Below are 17,803 nucleotides of genomic sequence, written 5' to 3' on the forward strand. Positions count from 1 at the left end.
TCCACTATTTAAATACTATTCTTCTTCTTCAGCCATGAATGTATTGAAGACCTCTTCGATCATATCCCATTCAGCATCTGTTTCGATTTGTTCTAATTCGCCTTCTGTTCCGTCTTCGTTTTCAACGTAGGCATAGGCTTGTAATTCTACATCTTCATCTTCCGGTACGCCGGCTGGATAAAGCAATACGTAGTTACGACCAAATTCTTCTTGTCCATCGACTGTTAACAAGATTTCGTATAATGTTTCATTTCCTTGATCATCGACCAATGTGATATGTTCATGTCCTTCATGATCATGTGTATGATTGTGTTCTGCCATTAGAACCCCTCTTTTCATTTTTTAAAATAGTTGTTTTCCCGAACCATCTAAATAATTTTGTAAAATCATCACCGCAGCAAGCTTATCGATGACTTTTTTTCTTTTTGCTCTTGACGTATTTGCCTGTTCGACCAACATGCGTTCTGCTTGGACGGTAGTCAGTCGTTCATCTTGATAGTCGACTGGTAGAGAAAACATTTCTTTGATCTTTTCTCCGTAAGCCATTGAGCTTTCTGCTCTCGGACCGATTGAATTATTCATGTTTTTCGGCAAGCCTACAACAAAACGATCTACTTCGTACTGTTTGACCAGTTCTGCCAATCGTTCAAATCCAAATTCTTCTTTATCTTCATCGATACGAATGATCTCTACGCCTTGTGCAGTCCAGCCGAAAGGATCACTAACAGCGACACCTACAGTCTTTGAGCCGACATCCAAGCCCATCACTCTCATAGATTCACTCCATGATTTGAGAGATAGTCTTTGACGATCACTTCCATGATTTCATCGCGTTCATGACGACGGATCAGATTCCTTGCATCACGATAACGAGGAATGTAGGCCGGGTCTCCAGAAAGCAAGTAGCCCACAATCTGGTTGATTGGATTGTAGCCTTTTTCTTCCAAAGCCCGATAAACGATCGCTAATGTTTCGCTGACTTCTTTTTTACGACTATCATCAAAACCAAAACGTACGGTTTCATCTGTAAAACCCATGATTCTACACCTCTTTCCGCAGGGTAGTCAAATTACCCTCTACACCCTTTATTTTACTCGAAATGTGGTAAAACTACAAATAAATATTCCAACTTCGCTGGAAATATAAAAATAATAATGATTTCTTATTTGATTGTATCGATTCCAACATTTATGAGTACACTTTCTTACAGTATACGTGATATTTAATCAAAAATAAGTCTTTTCTCTGTTTTTTCAAAAAATTCACAAAATATTCAAATAACGAACGCCTATGGATCATGTTTTCTTAGCTTGCCCCGTTTGATAGTTGATCGTATAACCGTCTTGCACATTATAGATAAACACATTGAACGAGATTTGGTTATCTTCAATGCTTTGGGCTTCTAACTGAACACCTCGTGCTACTAGTTCTTCTCCTTCAAAATGTGGTGTTACCCGATAGCGAACGTGATGATTGGTTTCTTTGATGTATGCGGCAATATCATTTTCATGTGCCAGCATATGAGGGGTATTCAACGAACGAGTCCCTGTCATCAAATTTTTGATGTTATTGTTTTGACCAGTTAGCTGAAAGCCTATCAAGTGGCTTCGATTGTAAAGCCATTGTCCGTCACTCAATTTTTTTTGTTTCCAACCTGTAGGATCAATATAAAGAGACTCACGTTTTTCTTTAGGGAACATCTCTTTTCCTAACATGGCATTGGCTTGACCTACACGATTCAGTCGATCGATATCGGAATAACTTTCCCATGTTCCTTTATCTAAGCTCAGTTCTTCTTTTGTAAAAGTCGGCTTATTTTGATTGATTTCGATTTCTTGGTGCGTGCCGTCGTATTCTGGAACATTCGCCACTTGTGAGACTTGAGGTTTTGAATCAAATAAACCTGTCAGCTGTTGAACGAGATCAGAGTCTTTTTGCGTCGTTGAAATCCCTAATGCACCAGCTAAAAGAGCAACTGCGACTCCTATGATTGTTTTGGTTGTTTTTTTGTTCATGTATCTACTCCTTTATTCAGTCGAACTTCATAAATCTTAACATATGTTCCCCTTTTTTTAAATAAAGAAGTGTTTAAATTCTTTCAACAATTCCTTCTTCAAAAATTATATACGCATATTTAGTCTATTTCCTAAAATAAACAACCTAAATTTCCACGTGAAAGGAAATCTAGGTTGTTACTAAAACTTCATCACTCGATTCGATTGATCTTCTTATCTATTCTATCACCAAGTGAATACGTTTTTTGATAGGACAATTAGGCGCTCAACATCTATTCCTATTTCAAATTTCTTTTACAAAACTTGCTTTGTTCATTGCCTGTTCAATCATCGCGACTGTTGCTTCTGGGTCTTCTACTCCAATGATGAGACGATTGAATTCTTCATCTTTTAGTGTGATAACGACTGCGTTTTCTTTTCTTTTGAGGTCATAAAATACCTTGTTTGAATCTTGGACGAATGTTCCGGCAAAATAATATCCATAGGCATCAACGCCCATTCTTTTTTCGCCAAATTTCGGTGTATCTTCCCAGACATCGGCATCCACAGTTGCGCCTAATACATTGGATAATGGTGTGGATATTTCATTTTTCAATGCCCACAGTTTTCGTACGCCCTCCATACTGATGATCAATCGATCATTTTGGATTTCAACTTTAGCCATTTTCTACTTCCTCCTGTCCGTAAGATTCGCTCGACGCATGATTCGATCAGCAATGATCGTTTCAATCGAACCTTCGTTTTTCTCTTCCAAAGCGGTGATTACCTTCTGTGCGACTTTCTTTACTTCGTTGTCATCTGCCGTACGTTCTAATAATGCGATGATCAATAAATCAATCAATAACCCATTATCAGTCACTCCATCTTCAGCTATATAGTTAAAGCAAGTCGTAAATAAACCAGCTTTACTATAATAAGCAGAGTATAAACTTCCTCGAAGCAAGCCAGTCGCCTTTACCAATTGACTGATCGACGTCCCTGCATACCCATTTTTGGCAAATATTTTTGCCGATTCTAGTAAAACTTTCTCTTCATTAAATTCTCTCGTTCTTCCCATAACTTAATTATGTCACATTATTGAACGATTGGTCAACAATTAACCAAAAAGCTTGATTTATCCTAACTGTTGACTTAACACTTGGCTCTCTTCAGCATTGCTCTCACTTGGCTCTTATTTTCCCTTTCACTGCTGATTTTTGAGATTCAAGTTTTCTTTTTATACGTTTTCCAATTTGTTTGTAGTAAAATAAATACAAGAAAACAACTATTGGAGAAAATGCCATGCCAGAAAGAGATTTAGATTTATTGCTTAATACCTGTTTATTGGCGGGAAAAATAATGACGGAAAGTAATGCAGAGATGTACCGTGTAGAAGATACGATGAGTCGGATCGCTTCTGCTTCTGGAAATTATCGTTTAGTTAGCTACGTGACCCAAACAGGACTATTTATCGGATTTGATCGGACTTCGACGATCCGCATGGAACAAATCACCAATCGAACGATCAATTTAGAAAGAGTAGTCAAGGTCAATAACCTTTCAAGAAAATATGTTGCCAATGAATTGACTTTGGAAGAACTATATAGCGCATTACAAGAAGTCGAGAAAGATCGACGGATGTTCCCAGTATGGCTACAAATCATCAGCGCTGCTATCATTAGCGGGACGATCATGATTTTATTTGGTGGCGAATTGAAAGATTTACCGATCACATTGTCGATTGGGGGAGTGGGCTACATTGTTTATCTTTGCAGTTTGCGTTTTTTTAGAATCAAGTTTTTAGCTGAATTCCTTTCCTCTTTGATTATCGGCATTGCCGCTATTTTAAGTGTGCGTTTAGGAATCGGTCTCAATCAGGATTTGATCATCATTGGTTGTGTCATGCCGTTGGTTCCTGGTGTTCAAATCACCAACGCGATTCGTGATCTATTAGCGGGGCACTACGTTTCTGGTGTTTCTCGTGGAGCAGAAGCGATGATGACTGCGGCGATGATTGGTTTTGCAATCGCCTTTATCTTTCAAATCTTCTACTAAGAAAGGACTTTAGCCATGTGGCCTGTATTGATTCAATTTTCTTTTAGCTTTTTAGCGACCGCTGCCTTTGCAATCATCACTAATGTGCCAAGGAAAGCCTTAGTTTGGTGTGGTTTAGCTGGTGCCGTAGGTTGGATGATCTATTGGTTGTGTCTAGCTATGGGTGGCGGTGCAGCTTTAGGTTCATTACTAGGTTCATTAGGCGTTGCTTTTGCTAGTGATCTTTTTTCTAAACAACTAAAAATGCCCGTCACGATTTTCAATATCCCCGGTATGGTACCACTGGTTCCTGGAGGCTTAGCCTATCAAGCTGTTCGCAGTTTAGTTACAGGTGCTTATCAAGATGCGGCATTTTTCACGGTTCAAGCGATCATGATTGCTGGAGCGATTGCCTTAGGTCTAGTGATATCAGAAGTATTCAACCACAATATCCGTAGCTTTAAACTGAAACGTGAAGCGATTGTATTGAAGAGAAGAAAGAAAAAATGAGCGTTTCTCGCTTTAATCTTTTTTGTACAGAGCAATCATACTGTGGGATTCTTGCAAGCTTTAATAAAAAAAGTGATAAGAGATGAAATTCTTACGAGTTTCATCTCTTATCACTTTTTTATTTGTGTTGTACATGACTACAACTTTATTTCGTTCATTTAAAATGCACGATACACATATTGATTTTCAGGAGCAGTGATTTTTTCTACTTTCGTCACTACGACTGAAGGAATCTCTCGCTTGAAAGGTTGATAAAAATCGGTTTGGATCGTTCCTTCGATTTTGTACCAGTCATCATTTTTCACAGTCATTCCTTCTGGCAGATGCGTCAACAATCCAAAGACCCCTGAATCAGCAACACAGTGGATGATCCCAAATCGAAAGAGAAAGGTATCAGTAGCCTTGTCATTTTTCGACTGGTAGATAAAGCCTTCATAAGAGACTTTCTTGCCAATGAATTCGCTTGGATAGTTGTAGATCAATTCCATGATCTCTAAATAATTATCGTCTGTGATCGCAATCGTTTGTTCATCTTCGTATTTATCTTTTAACTCATTCATTTGATCTTGATAGTCGGATTTATTGAAATAAATACTCGTATCTGGTTTCAAATATTGCGTTTGCACTTGTGGATCACCGACAGATTCTTTGCTTAGTGGAAAGTTGAACCCTTTCGCTTCCACGATCGTTGTGTTTAAACTAACTGTCGGAAACAGTGTTCCTACAACGATCGGCAAGGCTAATAAGAGATAAGCAATCCAACGCTGATACGGTTTTGATAATCCGTGATCGTGAGAATCATGGGACTCATGGACTCCTTTTTTCCCATCTGCTTTTACCCAAAGATACAACTGAACTAAGGCTAGTAAGGCAGATAAAATCATGGATAATACTGCCAAATAACGATAATGGACATTGATGTATTGATCTAAACGCCCTGAGACTTGAAGATACATCATCATTTCAAAATAACCAGATAAAATCAAAAATCGCAGCATGATTCTCCTCCTAAATAAATAGTGTAAAGCCGATAACACTTAAGGCAATCAGCCCGATCAACGAAACGATGAAGCGTGTGTTGAAGTAACGTTTCATCATCAATAGGTTTTTGATATCCACCATTGGTCCAAAAACTAAGAAAGCAACAACTGGCGCTGTTCCAAAAAGACTTAACAAAGAGGAACCAATAAACGCATCCGCCTCGGAACAAAGAGACATCGTGAATGCCAATACTAGCATGATCAAAATGGCTAATAGCTTTGTCGAACCTAACGTCAACATCACTCTCGTAGGTAAATAGGTTTGCATCCCTGCAGCAATCAAACCGCCAATGATCAAATAGCGGCCCGTATCGAAGAACTCATCAATCGAGTGAGTCAAGACATGGAGGATTCGATGTCCCCATTTCTGTGGTGCGATTGCTTCCTCTTCCTCATGCTTATGTGTATGGGAGTTAGGCTCAACCAGCGCTGAATCAAATGAAGACTTCAAGATTGTGCCTTTTTGGATATAGGCCAACCAGACACCTACGATCAGTGCGACAATAAAACTTCCTAACATACGCAGCCCCGCCATTTTCCAAGTATTGCCAAATGCAATAAAAGTTGAAAAGATCACGACTGGATTAATGATTGGCGCAGTGAGCATAAACGCAAATGCTGTGTGGACAGGAACCCCTTTTTTTACAAACTGATGAACGATTGGAACGATCCCACATTCACATGAAGGAAAGAAAAAACCTAAAATAGACCCAACAATAATCGATAAAAAGCGATTTTTAGGTAACCATCGTTTGATACGTTCGGGGGTCAAAAATACTTGTAAAGCACCTGAGATGATACATCCCAATAAAACAAACGGCAAGGCTTCGATAACGATCGATAAAAAAATCGTTCCCATCTGCAATACCGAATTTGGAATAAACGAAAACATATAATTTCTCCTTGTCATTTGAACTTCATTCGCCCATCAATATACGCTTTTCTTCAATAAAATACAAGAAAGCTTAAATTTTTTTCATAAGTTTAAGAAATCAAAAAAAGCTTTTTTATTGACATCTCCGTCATAAGGATTTACTTTTAGCACAGCTAAGATGAAGATTCAGGTAAAAAGAAGAGAGTCATTTGCCTATTTTCTATTTGTATACGACTGAATACTTTTTCACCATCGAATTAGCGATGTGCTAAAAGCAACCTTAAGGAGTTATCACCATGAAAGAAACCCATGATTTAACTGAAGTCTTAAAAACTATCCAAGAAGAACCGACTGTCGTGCTTGCGATTTCTACACCCAATTGTAGTGTTTGTCATGCAGTAGTGCCAAAATTGGAACAATTATTGACTCATTATACTTTCCCAGCGTATCATTTAGATGCCTTCGAGATGCCGGAAGTAGCTGGCACATTCCAAGCATTTACTGCACCAGTGATCTTGCTCTTCCATTTTGGAAAAGAAGTCGAGCGACAAGCCCGCTTTATTCAATTTGAACAACTGACAAAACGTTTAGATCAATTAAATGAATCAAGCAATCAAGTCAGCTACGATACTTTAGTCGATCAATAAAAAAGAAGTACCAGTCATTTCTGCAAACAAATGACTGGTACTTCTTTTTAGTTAAACACCCGTTAAATAATGAGCTGTGATCGACTGTTCACAAGTACTGATTTTTTCTGGTATTCCTTCGTAAAGGATCTCGCCACCACGAATTCCCCCATCGATCCCTACATCGATCAACCAATCTGCCGCCTTCATGATTTCCAGGTTATGTTCAATGACGATGACCGTATTGCCTTTATTGACCAACCGCTCGATGATTTCTAAGATACTCTTGATATCTGCCATGTGTAAACCTGTCGTGGGTTCATCCATAATGTAGATATTGCCTTTTTTACTTAATTCCTTCGCTAGTTTCAACCGTTGACATTCTCCTCCTGACAATGTATTTAACGGTTGTCCCAACGTCATATATCCTAGCCCTACTTCTAAAATTTGTTTCAGTTTTCGTTGAATCGATTTTTCTTCAAAAAATGCCACCGCTTCAGTCACACTCATCGCTAATACTTCATCGATCGATTTCTCTTTTAATTTGTATTGATAAACTTCTTCTTTGAATCGTTTACCGCCACAGGCTTGGCAAAGGACCTCTACAGAATCCATAAAAGATAATTCCATTTTGATATGACCATGTCCTTTACACGTTTCACATGCCCCTTCTGAATTATAAGAGAACAGTCCGGCAGAAACATTATTTTCTAACGAAAAGACCTTGCGGATATCGTTCATGATCCCTGAATAAGTCGCTGGGTTGGAACGAATATTCCCTGCAACAGCTGACTGATCGATATTGATTGCTTCGGGATACTCTTTCGCAAACACACCGTTCACTAAACTGCTCTTTCCTGAACCAGCTACTCCGGTCACTACTGTAAAAACACCTAATGGTACTCTGAGAGAAGTATTTTTAAGATTATGCAATGTCGATTTTGAAGTTTCAATAAACTTGTCTGTTTTTCTTGGCTCCTGTTTGAAATCTGTCATTTGTCCAAAAGCTTTTCCTGTCAATGTATCTGAAACTAGTAACCCTTCGTAACTACCTTCATAGGTGATATACCCACCATTTTTTCCTGCTTTTGGTCCAACGTCAATGATATGATCTGCTACTTTGATGACATCTGGATCATGTTCTACAACAATGACCGTGTTTCCTTTATCGCGCAATTTGATCAATAGTTCATTTAACCGATGAACATCTCGTGGATGCAACCCAATACTAGGCTCATCGAAGATATAAATGACGTCATTTAAACTAGAAGATAAGTGCTTGACCATTTTCACTCGTTGGCTTTCTCCTCCAGATAAAGTCGCTGTCTCGCGATCTAAAGAAACGTAATCTAACCCAATATTGATCAGATCTTGTAGTCGTGATTGGAGATTTTTCAACACTGGTTGGATCATTTCATCTGTGATCCCCGGTAAGATTTCTAATAGTTCATCCAGTTGCATCCCTAAGAAATCTGCGATTGAATATCCGTTGATCTTGCAGCCCAAAACCTTTTGATTGAATCGTTTTCCCTGACATTCTGGACATCTTTGTTCATCCATGAACGCTGCGATTTTTTTCTGGGTCGCGGCAGAGCTCTCATTGCCCCCTTTGATATTGGAACGATTGAAACGTGCCACTAATCCCTCATAGGTCGAACTCATCCCTTCCATATACAACGAATCGATTTTTTCTCCTGAAGCATACAAGAACTTTTCCATTTCTTCTGTTGAATAATCCTTTAATGGCTTATCATTGTCAAAAAAACCTGTGTTCGTGAAAGACTTCAATAACCAAGATCCGACTTTGTAGCCTGGAAGTAAAATCGCTCCTTCATTCAACGATTTTTCTAAATCTAACGCTTTGTCTAGATTTAATCCAACGATCCGACCAATCCCTTCACACGCTGGGCACATGCCGTGAGGATCATTGAATGAGAAATTCCAAGCGGGGCCTAAATGGGGAATGCCAATACGAGAGAAAAGCAAGCGGATCAGTGGGTTGATATCTGTGATCGTTCCTAGTGTTGAACGCGAATTCCCACCTAAACGGCTTTGATCTACAACGACAGCCATAGATAAATTGTCGATGGCATCTGCTTCTGGCTGACTATACTTAGGTAAGAAATTCTGCACAAATTTAGAGAAATTTTCATTGAGTTGTCTTCCCGCTTCTTGGGCAATCGTATCAAAAACGATGGAAGATTTTCCCGAACCGGAGACACCTGTAAAAATCGTGATCTTTCTTTTTGGGATTTGTAAATCAAACCCTTTTAGATTGTTCTGTCTGGCATTATGTATCCTGATATATTCCTGCATTGCTGATCCTCCCGTATTCCCTCGATTTTTTTGGTGAAGTATTATTATAACACAGAAACAATGTATCACTATAATAAATTTCGAAGCTTTCAGTTGTTCACCTATCAGCCTCCTAATTGAAGAGACGCCAATGAAGGAAAATATTACTTATTTTTATCTATTTCTAAAAAAAATCATAAAAAAACAAACTATTTTTTCTAGTGAATAGAAAAATAGTTTGTCATCGATCGTTTAACTTTTCTTTATTTCCGGTTATTCGTTGTCGTCATGCTCATGCAAGGACGCATCGGAATGCAAGAAGTAGATCAACGTTTGTAACTCGTTCGTCAAATCGACATTTTGGATCAATACTTCGGATGGTGCATTTAGTCGAGCAGATGTAAAGTTTAATATCCCTTTGACACCAGCTTCTGTCAAACGATTCACAACTTCTTGTGCTTTTTCGGCAGGTATCGTTAAGATTGCCACTTCGATTTGTTGGATCTTGATTTGTTCGATCATGTCATCCATTGGATAAACGGGGATACCATCAACGATCCGACCCACGATTTCTGGGTTCACGTCAAAAGCGCAGCTGACACGGATACTATTACTTTGGTGAAACTTATATTTCAACAAGGCACTTCCTAGATTACCGACCCCGATCAATGCAACGTTCGTCAATTGGTCATCATTCAAGGTTTTTGCAAAGAAATGCATCAAGTCCTCTACATCATAACCGTAACCACGTTTTCCTAGTTCGCCGAAATAGGAAAAATCACGACGGATCGTTGCACTATCTACTTGGACTGCTTCACTTAGTTCAGTTGATGAAACTTTTTTCTTACCTGCGTTATTCAAGATTCTTAAATAACGATAATATAAAGGCAGGCGTTTTGCGGTTGCCTTTGGAATTACATGGTCTTTCACTTCATTACCTCCACTGTATTTCTTCTCGATTTATACATCATATCAGTACTTACACAAAAAAATCAATTTCGTTGCTTGTATATTGTGAATTTTTATTCTTATTCTCATTTTCCTAGCTTCTCAGAACCTCGCAGTAACTATGAATTTGTGGTAGACTACAATAGAAAAAGTCCATGAAATTCTAGGATAATTCACAAAGTAGAAAAGAGGATTCGATGATACTATTACAAGCCAATCAAATCGCTCGCCATTTTGGCGCTGAGATTTTATTTGAAAATATCCACTTAGAGATCCAAACGGGCGCACGTATCGCTTTAGTCGGACGTAACGGCGCCGGTAAATCGACATTATTAAAAATCATTGCTGGCATTGAAGCCCCAGATGTAGGTAATATCGCAAAAAATAAAACAGCTACCCTTGGTTATTTGGCCCAAGATACAGGATTAGATTCCACTGAAACCGTCTGGAATGAGATGCTAAAAGCATTTGAAGAAGTGCGCTTGATGGAACAGCGGATGCGTGACCTTGAAGTATTTATCAGTGAAGGCACTCCTGACACGCCGGCTTATCAATCCTTCTTGAAAGAATATGATAAATTGCAGCATGATTTTTCTGATAAGAACGGCTATAGTTATGAAAATGAAATTCGCTCTGTATTGCATGGATTCAAATTTGATCCGTCGTTTTACGAGCAAAGAATCGATACGTTATCTGGTGGTCAAAAAACAAGATTAGCTTTAGCTAGGATGCTTTTACAACATCCAGATATCTTGATCCTGGATGAGCCAACGAACCACTTGGACATCGAAACACTTGCTTGGTTGGAAAACTATTTGCAAAGTTATACTGGTGCCCTTCTGATTGTCTCCCATGACCGTTATTTCTTGGATAAAGTGGCGACTGAGGTATATGAACTAAGTCGGAAAAAGATGCGTCACTATAAAGGAAATTATTCCAAATATTTAGATATGAAAGCTGAACAATTAGCTTCTGATTGGAAAGCCTATGAAAAACAACAAACAGAAATCAATAAACTCGAAGATTTTGTTGCCAGAAATCTTGTCCGTGCGTCAACGACAAAACGTGCCCAAAGTCGTCGAAAGGCATTAGAAAAAATGGAACGGTTAGACCGTCCACAAGGAGATGAGAAACAAGCTCATTTTCTCTTCAACGTGGCGAAACCTTCGGGAAATGTTGTGTTGCAAGTAGAAGATGCCGCTATTGGCTACGATGGAACGGTACTATCTGAACCGATTAACTTGGATATCCGTCGTCAAGAAGCAATCGCATTAGTGGGACCAAATGGAATCGGCAAATCCACTTTACTAAAATCGATCATCCAACAGTTGCCTTTCATCCGTGGAAAAGAAACACTTGGTACGAATGTCAGCATTGGTTATTACGACCAAGGACAAGCGGAACTGCACACTAATAAAACGATTCTAGCTGAATTGTGGGATGAACATCCAACCGTTCCAGAAAAAGATATCCGTTCGATTTTAGGCGCTTTTTTATTTTCTGGTGAAGACGTTGAAAAAACGATTCCTCTTTTAAGTGGTGGGGAAAAAGCACGTGTCGCGTTAGCTAAGCTAGCAATGAATCAAGAGAACTTTTTGATTTTAGATGAGCCAACCAACCACTTAGATATCGACAATAAAGAAGTGTTGGAAAACGCATTGATCGACTATGAAGGGACACTACTCTTTGTCTCTCATGACCGCTACTTCATCAATCGTATCGCCACTAAAGTCATTGAACTCTCAGAAAGCGGAAGCAAAGTCTACTTGGGGGACTATGATTATTATTTAGAAAAGAAAAAAGAGGAAGAAGAAATTGCGGAACTGTTAGCAGCTGAACAACCTGAGGTCAGCACGCCTTCAACAAACAAATCCACTTACTTCCAAAGCAAAGAGCAACAAAAGATCATGCGGAGCTTGCAACGTAAAATCACGCAAATCGAAGAAGATATGGCTCAACTAGAAGAAACAGTGGATGAACTCGAACAACAGATGGTTTCTCCTGCTGTATTAGATGATCATGTCAAATTGAATGAATTAAATCAAGCGCTTGATGAAGCACATCAACTACAAGAAGAAAAGTTATCTGAGTGGGAAAACTTGAGTCTTGAGTTAGAAGAAATCGAAAATAATCAATAGACTCGCTCCTGTCATCCTTTTTAAGTAAAACCGCTGAAAGCTGGCTTTATATCCTGCTTTCAGCGGTTTTACTTTAGACTTGTTGATATAAATCGAAAACATGTTTCAATTCGACAGTTACTGGAGAATGGTCTGGATTTGTTTCCATCAGATCTTCCATGAACACCCACCACTTTTGATTGATTGCTGTTTCTGGTACATGGCGCCATTTTTCTTCATCTTCAATCTCTAGATACCCAAAGAGAGTATTTGTTTCTGGATCAAGAAAAATCGAATAAGAGCGCGCACCATGTTCAGCCAACATGTCACGCATCTCCGGCCACAATTCATTGTGTCTTTTGAGGTACTCTGCTTCGTATCCTGGGTACAACTTCATTTTTACTGCTTTTTTGATCATTTTTATTCCCCTTTCACTGATTGTTAGATCTGCTCGACCCTAGCAATTATCTGTTGGTTCTTACTTCTTTATTTTCCAATTTAAAGCAAGCGTTTACAATAGCAAAAAATAAGGATAACGGTGGCAGATTCACAGGAATTCATCATAGAACAAAAAAGCGACCGCGGTGGGTGGCCGCGGTCTAGGAGTTTATTTTTACTTGAGGAGTAAAAATGAAAAAGTATAGGGTTGTTGGTTGGTATGTATATAGAATAGAAGAAAAGTTTGAAGAATTTTCACTATAATATTTGTCTTTTGTTAGGATAATTCATTAAGACAAAGTAAAATGCCAAGTACTTTAGTTACTTACTAATAAAATAATCATTCCATAGGATAAACTTTACACCTTGTTTTCCCCTTATCTAAGGTAGTTAAAGTAATCGGTTCGTCTACTTCTTACTTTCTTGCTTGCTTTTGCTTGTTGCTTTAAGAAACTTATTTTTTTTCGGTTTCTGAAATTAAGTTTTCTTAGTTGGTTCCGAATAAAGACGAATCTTCTTCTATTATTCATTGATTTTTGTTTCTTTTGATAAATGGTTACTTTCCTATTCGCGATGATAATAGCCTTCTTATTTTTTTGTCTGGCACTATTCTTGCTCGCATCTAGCACTGATGATAACTGTTTTTTTTGACTCTGATCATCTTTTGATGACGCTGTTCCTAATTCTTGGGGCTCTTTGTTTTTTTCTAGGATGGTCATTTTTCTATTTTGAACCATCACCGTTTCAAATACACCCACTCGTCTAGCATCCTGTTCTTGTTTCAGACGATCATTTTTTTCTAATACGCTCTCTGATGACAGGTTAGTCAATGAATCTTCTTGAACATTCGTTGATGGAATAGCGGCTTCTTGCTTTTCCATGTCTTTCAAATATTCTTGGATCATCGGATCAAGCATAAAAAAGCTAGGTTTCGCTCGGTGGCTCACTTCCTCTCTTACCTCATCCTTCAGCAGTCGATTGTACTTTGGGTTCTTTAAACAGAACTGGAGGATTCCCTTTCGTATATCAACGGTTTCTTCTAATGACTGAACTAATTTCGTAAGTACACTAGCATCGAAATTTGCATCGATTGTTCGATTTTTCTGTTGTTTAAATTGCTCAAGTTTTTCTTTATCGATACTTAACCATAAATGTATATAATCCGATACATAGAATTTTTTATCGTAATACTTAGTTATTTGATTAGTCAACTCATTTTGTCCACTGTCTTTGCAGTTGATTGCAATTTTTTCTGCTTGTTGGAGGCGAATGATGGCAGCTTCCTTACTTGACCAATCCCCGTCAGGTATCTGGTGTTTTAGAATTTTCTCTACTTCTTCTTTGACCGTTTTGTCAAATTCATTAAAAGAAGTTTGTTGATTTTCAATCGTCAATGTTGGTTCCTGATTTTGACTAAAGATATTCCTGATACGTTGGCTGATTCCCATAATATTCCTCCTTGTTTCTGTTGATAAAATGAGTATACAGTTTGTAAATCGATTCGTTCGCCTTTCTTTTCTTATACATGCAAAAAAAAGACTTGACGTTTTTATTGAACTTAACCTCTTCAAAAACAAGGCGCCATCCACAAAAATTTGAAACACAAATTCCGTGGATGACGCCTTATTTTTCGAGGTTAAATACTTCTGTACCGGTCTCTTTTTTTTTTTTTAATTTGGCGTATCCATCATGAATTGCTTCACGCTTTTTTGCTCAGCTATATACTTCTTGCCTCGTTCTTCTCGTATATCCATATATCGCCAAACTTAGAAAGAATAGAATATAAATGACCAAGATGAGCACTTCCCTGCTGTTAGCTCCCCATGTTTGTCCGGATTGAAGGTTTTTGATAATCGTCAAGACCCAATATTGCGGAGTAATCATCGACACGTTCTGCATCAATTCTGGCATCACCTCATGGGGGATCAAAGCACCCGATAGTAAACTTGTGACGGTGATCAAAATACTTTGTAGAGCTGCTGCCACACTTGTACTTGGGGCAAGCACACCAATCGCGATCGACCAACCTACCGCTAGTAAACTAAATAGACTTAGTAGGCCCATCAAGTCAAAAGCACTTAACCCAGGGTCGATGTTGAATAGACTTGTCATGACGACAACAGCTAAAATCACTTGGATCAGCATAGCCAATGTCGCAAAGATCGTTGTCCCGATAAAATATGTGCTTTTAGCTACCGAAGTCGTCATCAAACGTGTATAAATTTTATTTCGTCGTTCTTGTTGAATCGTCGTTGTTCCAAAATTACCTGCTTGGAAAAGAAACATCATCAACAAAAAGCCAACGATTTGCACCGACATTCGTTCGGTCGTTGTGCTTTGATCTACTTGATTGATCTCGATTTCTGTCGATTCTTTCAAGCGTTCAAGCGGTTCGTTCTCCCCTCCAGCTTCTGCTAACAAATGGATACTAGAAACTTCTGCTAACGCACGTTGGATCAACCGGTCGACATTCTCCAACAACTCTCCTTTTTGGAATGTCCGGAGAGAAATTTTCGTATTTTCAGAAACATTTTCTTGGTAGCCTTTAGGGATCGTGATAACTGCCACCGCATTTTGCCGTGAAAGAACTTGATCGATTTCTTCTACTGAACCAATTTCCTGAACGCTGACTCGTTTTGCCAAACTTTCAATAAGCAATTCACTATAGGATGAGCGATCTTGATCGACTACCCCTACCGTCAGTAGATTCGTTTCTTGATCTCCATAAGCAAAAAGATAAAGGACGACACTCAAGAAAGGAATTCCTAAAAGAAACAAGATTTGCAATGGTCGATTTTTCCAAAGAACCAACCGTTCTCTAACGATCCAAACGATATCTCTCATTAGAATACCTCCCTTTTATCTAAAATGACGACTGACGACATGAGTAAAACAAACAATAACCCAAAATTCCCATAGATACCTAACCATTGCAAGGGATTGTCGGTCCACAAACTTTCTCTGACAGATGCTAAAACCCAACCTAATGGTGACAATCCCATCATCGTTTCATTCGTTGGAAAATAGGCACCACCTAAAAATCCAGTGAGTTGAATAACTATCTGGGTAATGCCAGAACCAATTCTTTTTTCATCACGGTCTCCAATGGTTTCTAAAAATAAACCGAGTGCGAGAAAACTGCCCATAAGTGCGATTAAGTTTAGGTAAGAAAAGCCAAAACTTAAATACCATGGAACATCAAATAAAAATTGAGAGATGAGCATCAAGACCAACACTACCAACATGCCAAATATGAAGTGTCCAGAAAATGTCGAAAAAATGATTGTTTTACGGCTAAGTGGCGTGACTAGTTCTCTTTGCACTGTTCCATGCTGTCGTGCTTCTCGAAACATGCTCAGACCAATTTCAGAAAAATATAAAACAAATAGACTAATCATAGCAATCGCATAGTATTGGTAGGAAGATGCGCTTTCTCGTTGATTTTCTTGATCGACGACAATCGCCTCTGTAAACTGCTCTGCTGAAACTAGGCCAGTAGTTGGTGGCAAGTGCTGTTCCATAATGAAACTTTGTCGTTTGATTTCCTGTACGATTTCTACTAGATAGCTTTGTAGGATTGTTTTTTCTACATTGGTCAATTCCCGACTCTGCACTTCGATGCGATCGGAAAAATGTAAGTAAGCATCAGCTTCTTGTTGTCTTATATTTGCTAATCCTTCCTTTTCATTTGTCACTTCTTCAAAATGAATAGCACCTTCTGCAAAAGAACTTACTTGTTGGAATATTTCACGGACTTCTTGATCGTCTACCTGATATTGTACCGTCAATGGCTCCATATCAGAGGTTACGTCATTATTGAATACACCTTGGAGGACGGCCCCTAGAATAAACATCAACGTGATCGGAAAAGCGAGATAATAAATGTAATTGGATTTTTCACGAAAATTTTGTATCAGGGTCCGGATAATTATTTTTTCATTCATACTCACTCCTCCTAATCACGTAGATTACGTCCAGTCAAACTAAGAAATACTGTTTCTAAATCTGGAGCTTGTTGCAGTACATCGACTACTCTAACTTCTTGCTTGATCAGTATCATTAATATTTGATTCAATAATTTGCTTTCAAGTACCGTCACGATCTGTACTTGCTGTTTGTCGAGTGAAACATTGATGATCCCGTTAATATTATTGATTTCTTCTAAATCCAGTGCCTCTGGATTCTCCACAGTGATTTGCAGATTGATTTTATCCGTGACGAGATTTACCAATTCTTCTTCACTACCAATAGCAATCACTTGACCTTTATCAATAATGACGATTTCATCTGCCAAACGTGCGACTTCTTCCATATAGTGACTCGTATAGATGATCGTTGTACCATTTTCTTTCATATTTTCAATTGCATCTAAAATATAATTTCTAGATTGCGGATCGATCCCCACTGTCGGTTCATCCATGATCAGTAAAGCAGGCCGATGGGCAATCGCCATTGCAATATTCAATCGTCGTTGCATCCCACCAGAAAACGCACTCGGTCGCTCTTTTCTTCGTTCGTACAAATCAACCGTTCTCAATGCCTCTTCCACATTCTTTTTTAGTTCTTCTCCCCTGATTCCATAAAGCCCGCAAAAAAAGCGGACATTTTCTTCAGCAGACAAATCATAATAAATCGCTAACTCTTGCGGAACTACCCCTAAATTTCGCCTAAGCTCTCTTTTTCCCTCGGTCATCTCTTCTGAAAACAACTGAACCGTTCCAGATGTCTTATTCAATAAACCAGTAATCATATTGATAACGGTTGACTTTCCTGCGCCATTTGGTCCTAACAACCCTAAAATCGTTCCTTCAGGTACTTCAAATGACACACCGTCCACAGCAATTTTCTGCCCAAATTTTTTAGTCAATTTTTGCACACTGAGTATATTCATTCAATCACTCCTTTTCTTTATTTTATAAAAAAAAGA

General features: G+C 38.6%; 19 protein-coding genes. 4 read left to right on the forward strand and 15 right to left on the reverse strand.

Going from position 1 to position 17,803, the window contains the following annotated elements; translation table 11 throughout:
• Positions 1 to 15: 15 nt before the first annotated feature.
• From IGJ14_RS10220 to IGJ14_RS10245, 6 genes are all read right to left on the reverse strand, one after another.
• Positions 16 to 321, reverse strand: coding sequence for a DUF1292 domain-containing protein (locus IGJ14_RS10220; RefSeq protein ID WP_010734809.1), 306 nt, complete (start codon positions 319 to 321; stop codon positions 16 to 18).
• 21 nt (positions 322 to 342) lie between these two features.
• A complete protein-coding gene (ruvX, locus tag IGJ14_RS10225) occupies positions 343 to 774 on the reverse strand; it encodes a Holliday junction resolvase RuvX (protein ID WP_019723844.1) in 432 nt (143 codons plus the stop codon).
• On the reverse strand, positions 771 to 1,037 hold the full coding sequence (locus IGJ14_RS10230) for an IreB family regulatory phosphoprotein (RefSeq protein WP_002290885.1): 267 nt from the start codon (positions 1,035 to 1,037) through the stop codon (positions 771 to 773). The genes ruvX and IGJ14_RS10230 overlap by 4 nt, the downstream gene beginning before the upstream one ends.
• A 258-nt stretch (positions 1,038 to 1,295) precedes the next feature.
• Positions 1,296 to 2,015 (reverse strand): DNA/RNA non-specific endonuclease, encoded by a 720-nt coding sequence (locus tag IGJ14_RS10235; RefSeq protein WP_010734807.1) that lies wholly within the window; start codon positions 2,013 to 2,015, stop codon positions 1,296 to 1,298.
• A gap of 283 nt (positions 2,016 to 2,298) precedes the next feature.
• Entirely contained in the window at positions 2,299 to 2,679 is a 381-nt protein-coding gene (locus tag IGJ14_RS10240; protein ID WP_019723841.1) for a hypothetical protein, read from the reverse strand.
• A gap of 3 nt (positions 2,680 to 2,682) precedes the next feature.
• The gene (locus tag IGJ14_RS10245; protein WP_019723840.1) at positions 2,683 to 3,072 is read right to left on the reverse strand and encodes a TetR/AcrR family transcriptional regulator; all 390 of its coding nucleotides are present in this window, start codon (positions 3,070 to 3,072) and stop codon (positions 2,683 to 2,685) included.
• 224 nt (positions 3,073 to 3,296) lie between these two features.
• Here IGJ14_RS10245 and IGJ14_RS10250 point away from each other — a divergent pair, with 224 nt between their 5' ends.
• Both IGJ14_RS10250 and IGJ14_RS10255 read left to right on the forward strand, forming a co-directional pair.
• Complete coding sequence (locus tag IGJ14_RS10250) at positions 3,297 to 4,049, forward strand: threonine/serine exporter family protein (protein ID WP_023520080.1); 753 nt, start codon at positions 3,297 to 3,299, stop codon at positions 4,047 to 4,049.
• A gap of 15 nt (positions 4,050 to 4,064) precedes the next feature.
• The gene (locus IGJ14_RS10255) at positions 4,065 to 4,538 is read left to right on the forward strand and encodes a threonine/serine exporter family protein (RefSeq protein WP_019724226.1); all 474 of its coding nucleotides are present in this window, start codon (positions 4,065 to 4,067) and stop codon (positions 4,536 to 4,538) included.
• A gap of 158 nt (positions 4,539 to 4,696) precedes the next feature.
• On the opposite strand, the gene IGJ14_RS10260 is transcribed toward IGJ14_RS10255, so the two are convergent.
• Positions 4,697 to 5,536 carry a TIGR03943 family putative permease subunit gene (locus IGJ14_RS10260; protein WP_019724227.1) on the reverse strand — a complete coding sequence of 280 codons (840 nt, stop codon included), beginning with the start codon at positions 5,534 to 5,536 and terminating at the stop codon, positions 4,697 to 4,699.
• Between the two features lie 10 nt (positions 5,537 to 5,546).
• Positions 5,547 to 6,470, reverse strand: a complete 924-nt coding sequence (locus IGJ14_RS10265; protein ID WP_430607714.1) for a permease — start codon at positions 6,468 to 6,470, stop codon at positions 5,547 to 5,549.
• A 278-nt stretch (positions 6,471 to 6,748) separates the two neighbouring features.
• Between IGJ14_RS10265 and IGJ14_RS10270 the strand changes: the two genes are divergently transcribed.
• Complete coding sequence (locus IGJ14_RS10270; RefSeq protein WP_019724229.1) at positions 6,749 to 7,099, forward strand: thioredoxin family protein; 351 nt, start codon at positions 6,749 to 6,751, stop codon at positions 7,097 to 7,099.
• Between the two features lie 51 nt (positions 7,100 to 7,150).
• Here IGJ14_RS10270 and IGJ14_RS10275 read toward each other — a convergent pair whose 3' ends face one another.
• The gene (locus IGJ14_RS10275; RefSeq protein WP_195339219.1) at positions 7,151 to 9,394 is read right to left on the reverse strand and encodes an ATP-binding cassette domain-containing protein; all 2,244 of its coding nucleotides are present in this window, start codon (positions 9,392 to 9,394) and stop codon (positions 7,151 to 7,153) included.
• Between the two features lie 252 nt (positions 9,395 to 9,646).
• Positions 9,647 to 10,303, reverse strand: coding sequence for a redox-sensing transcriptional repressor Rex (locus tag IGJ14_RS10280; RefSeq protein ID WP_010734798.1), 657 nt, complete (start codon positions 10,301 to 10,303; stop codon positions 9,647 to 9,649).
• A 215-nt stretch (positions 10,304 to 10,518) separates the two neighbouring features.
• On the opposite strand from IGJ14_RS10280, the gene IGJ14_RS10285 reads away from it, so the two are divergent.
• Entirely contained in the window at positions 10,519 to 12,459 is a 1,941-nt protein-coding gene (locus IGJ14_RS10285) for an ABC-F family ATP-binding cassette domain-containing protein (protein ID WP_430607717.1), read from the forward strand.
• 73 nt (positions 12,460 to 12,532) lie between these two features.
• On the opposite strand, the gene rhaM is transcribed toward IGJ14_RS10285, so the two are convergent.
• From rhaM to IGJ14_RS10310, 5 genes are all read right to left on the reverse strand, one after another.
• Positions 12,533 to 12,856: an L-rhamnose mutarotase gene (gene rhaM / locus IGJ14_RS10290; protein WP_019723905.1), complete on the reverse strand. Its 324-nt coding sequence runs from the start codon at positions 12,854 to 12,856 to the stop codon at positions 12,533 to 12,535.
• Positions 12,857 to 13,253: 397 nt separating this feature from the next.
• Positions 13,254 to 14,324, reverse strand: a complete 1,071-nt coding sequence (locus tag IGJ14_RS10295; RefSeq protein WP_019723906.1) for a hypothetical protein — start codon at positions 14,322 to 14,324, stop codon at positions 13,254 to 13,256.
• A 265-nt stretch (positions 14,325 to 14,589) separates the two neighbouring features.
• Positions 14,590 to 15,720: an ABC transporter permease gene (locus IGJ14_RS10300; protein WP_195274322.1), complete on the reverse strand. Its 1,131-nt coding sequence runs from the start codon at positions 15,718 to 15,720 to the stop codon at positions 14,590 to 14,592.
• On the reverse strand, positions 15,720 to 16,820 hold the full coding sequence (locus tag IGJ14_RS10305; RefSeq protein ID WP_430607720.1) for an ABC transporter permease: 1,101 nt from the start codon (positions 16,818 to 16,820) through the stop codon (positions 15,720 to 15,722). The genes IGJ14_RS10300 and IGJ14_RS10305 overlap by 1 nt, the downstream gene beginning before the upstream one ends.
• A gap of 11 nt (positions 16,821 to 16,831) precedes the next feature.
• On the reverse strand, positions 16,832 to 17,767 hold the full coding sequence (locus tag IGJ14_RS10310; protein ID WP_019723561.1) for an ABC transporter ATP-binding protein: 936 nt from the start codon (positions 17,765 to 17,767) through the stop codon (positions 16,832 to 16,834).
• Positions 17,768 to 17,803: the final 36 nt, after the last annotated feature.

It is taken from the genome of Enterococcus sp. DIV1304_2, from assembly GCF_050555445.1.
In the GTDB taxonomy this organism is placed as follows: Bacteria; Bacillota; Bacilli; order Lactobacillales; family Enterococcaceae; genus Enterococcus_B; species Enterococcus_B pernyi.

Bases quoted from the DNA above. Each gene is read 5' to 3' on its own strand.
- IGJ14_RS10310 (WP_019723561.1), bottom strand. From the start codon at position 17,767: ATGAATATACTCAGTGTGCAAAAATTGACTAAAAAATTTGGGCAGAAA.
- IGJ14_RS10295 (WP_019723906.1), bottom strand. From the start codon at position 14,324: ATGGGAATCAGCCAACGTATCAGGAATATCTTTAGTCAAAATCAGGAA.
- IGJ14_RS10245 (WP_019723840.1), bottom strand. From the start codon at position 3,072: ATGGGAAGAACGAGAGAATTTAATGAAGAGAAAGTTTTACTAGAATCG.
- IGJ14_RS10305 (WP_430607720.1), bottom strand. From the start codon at position 16,820: ATGAATGAAAAAATAATTATCCGGACCCTGATACAAAATTTTCGTGAA.
- IGJ14_RS10230 (WP_002290885.1), bottom strand. From the start codon at position 1,037: ATGGGTTTTACAGATGAAACCGTACGTTTTGGTTTTGATGATAGTCGT.
- ruvX (WP_019723844.1), bottom strand. From the start codon at position 774: ATGAGAGTGATGGGCTTGGATGTCGGCTCAAAGACTGTAGGTGTCGCT.
- IGJ14_RS10235 (WP_010734807.1), bottom strand. From the start codon at position 2,015: ATGAACAAAAAAACAACCAAAACAATCATAGGAGTCGCAGTTGCTCTT.
- IGJ14_RS10250 (WP_023520080.1), top strand. From the start codon at position 3,297: ATGCCAGAAAGAGATTTAGATTTATTGCTTAATACCTGTTTATTGGCG.
- rhaM (WP_019723905.1), bottom strand. From the start codon at position 12,856: ATGATCAAAAAAGCAGTAAAAATGAAGTTGTACCCAGGATACGAAGCA.
- IGJ14_RS10240 (WP_019723841.1), bottom strand. From the start codon at position 2,679: ATGGCTAAAGTTGAAATCCAAAATGATCGATTGATCATCAGTATGGAG.
- IGJ14_RS10270 (WP_019724229.1), top strand. From the start codon at position 6,749: ATGAAAGAAACCCATGATTTAACTGAAGTCTTAAAAACTATCCAAGAA.
- IGJ14_RS10285 (WP_430607717.1), top strand. From the start codon at position 10,519: ATGATACTATTACAAGCCAATCAAATCGCTCGCCATTTTGGCGCTGAG.
- IGJ14_RS10300 (WP_195274322.1), bottom strand. From the start codon at position 15,720: ATGAGAGATATCGTTTGGATCGTTAGAGAACGGTTGGTTCTTTGGAAA.
- IGJ14_RS10255 (WP_019724226.1), top strand. From the start codon at position 4,065: ATGTGGCCTGTATTGATTCAATTTTCTTTTAGCTTTTTAGCGACCGCT.
- IGJ14_RS10265 (WP_430607714.1), bottom strand. From the start codon at position 6,470: ATGTTTTCGTTTATTCCAAATTCGGTATTGCAGATGGGAACGATTTTT.
- IGJ14_RS10260 (WP_019724227.1), bottom strand. From the start codon at position 5,536: ATGCTGCGATTTTTGATTTTATCTGGTTATTTTGAAATGATGATGTAT.
- IGJ14_RS10220 (WP_010734809.1), bottom strand. From the start codon at position 321: ATGGCAGAACACAATCATACACATGATCATGAAGGACATGAACATATC.
- IGJ14_RS10275 (WP_195339219.1), bottom strand. From the start codon at position 9,394: ATGCAGGAATATATCAGGATACATAATGCCAGACAGAACAATCTAAAA.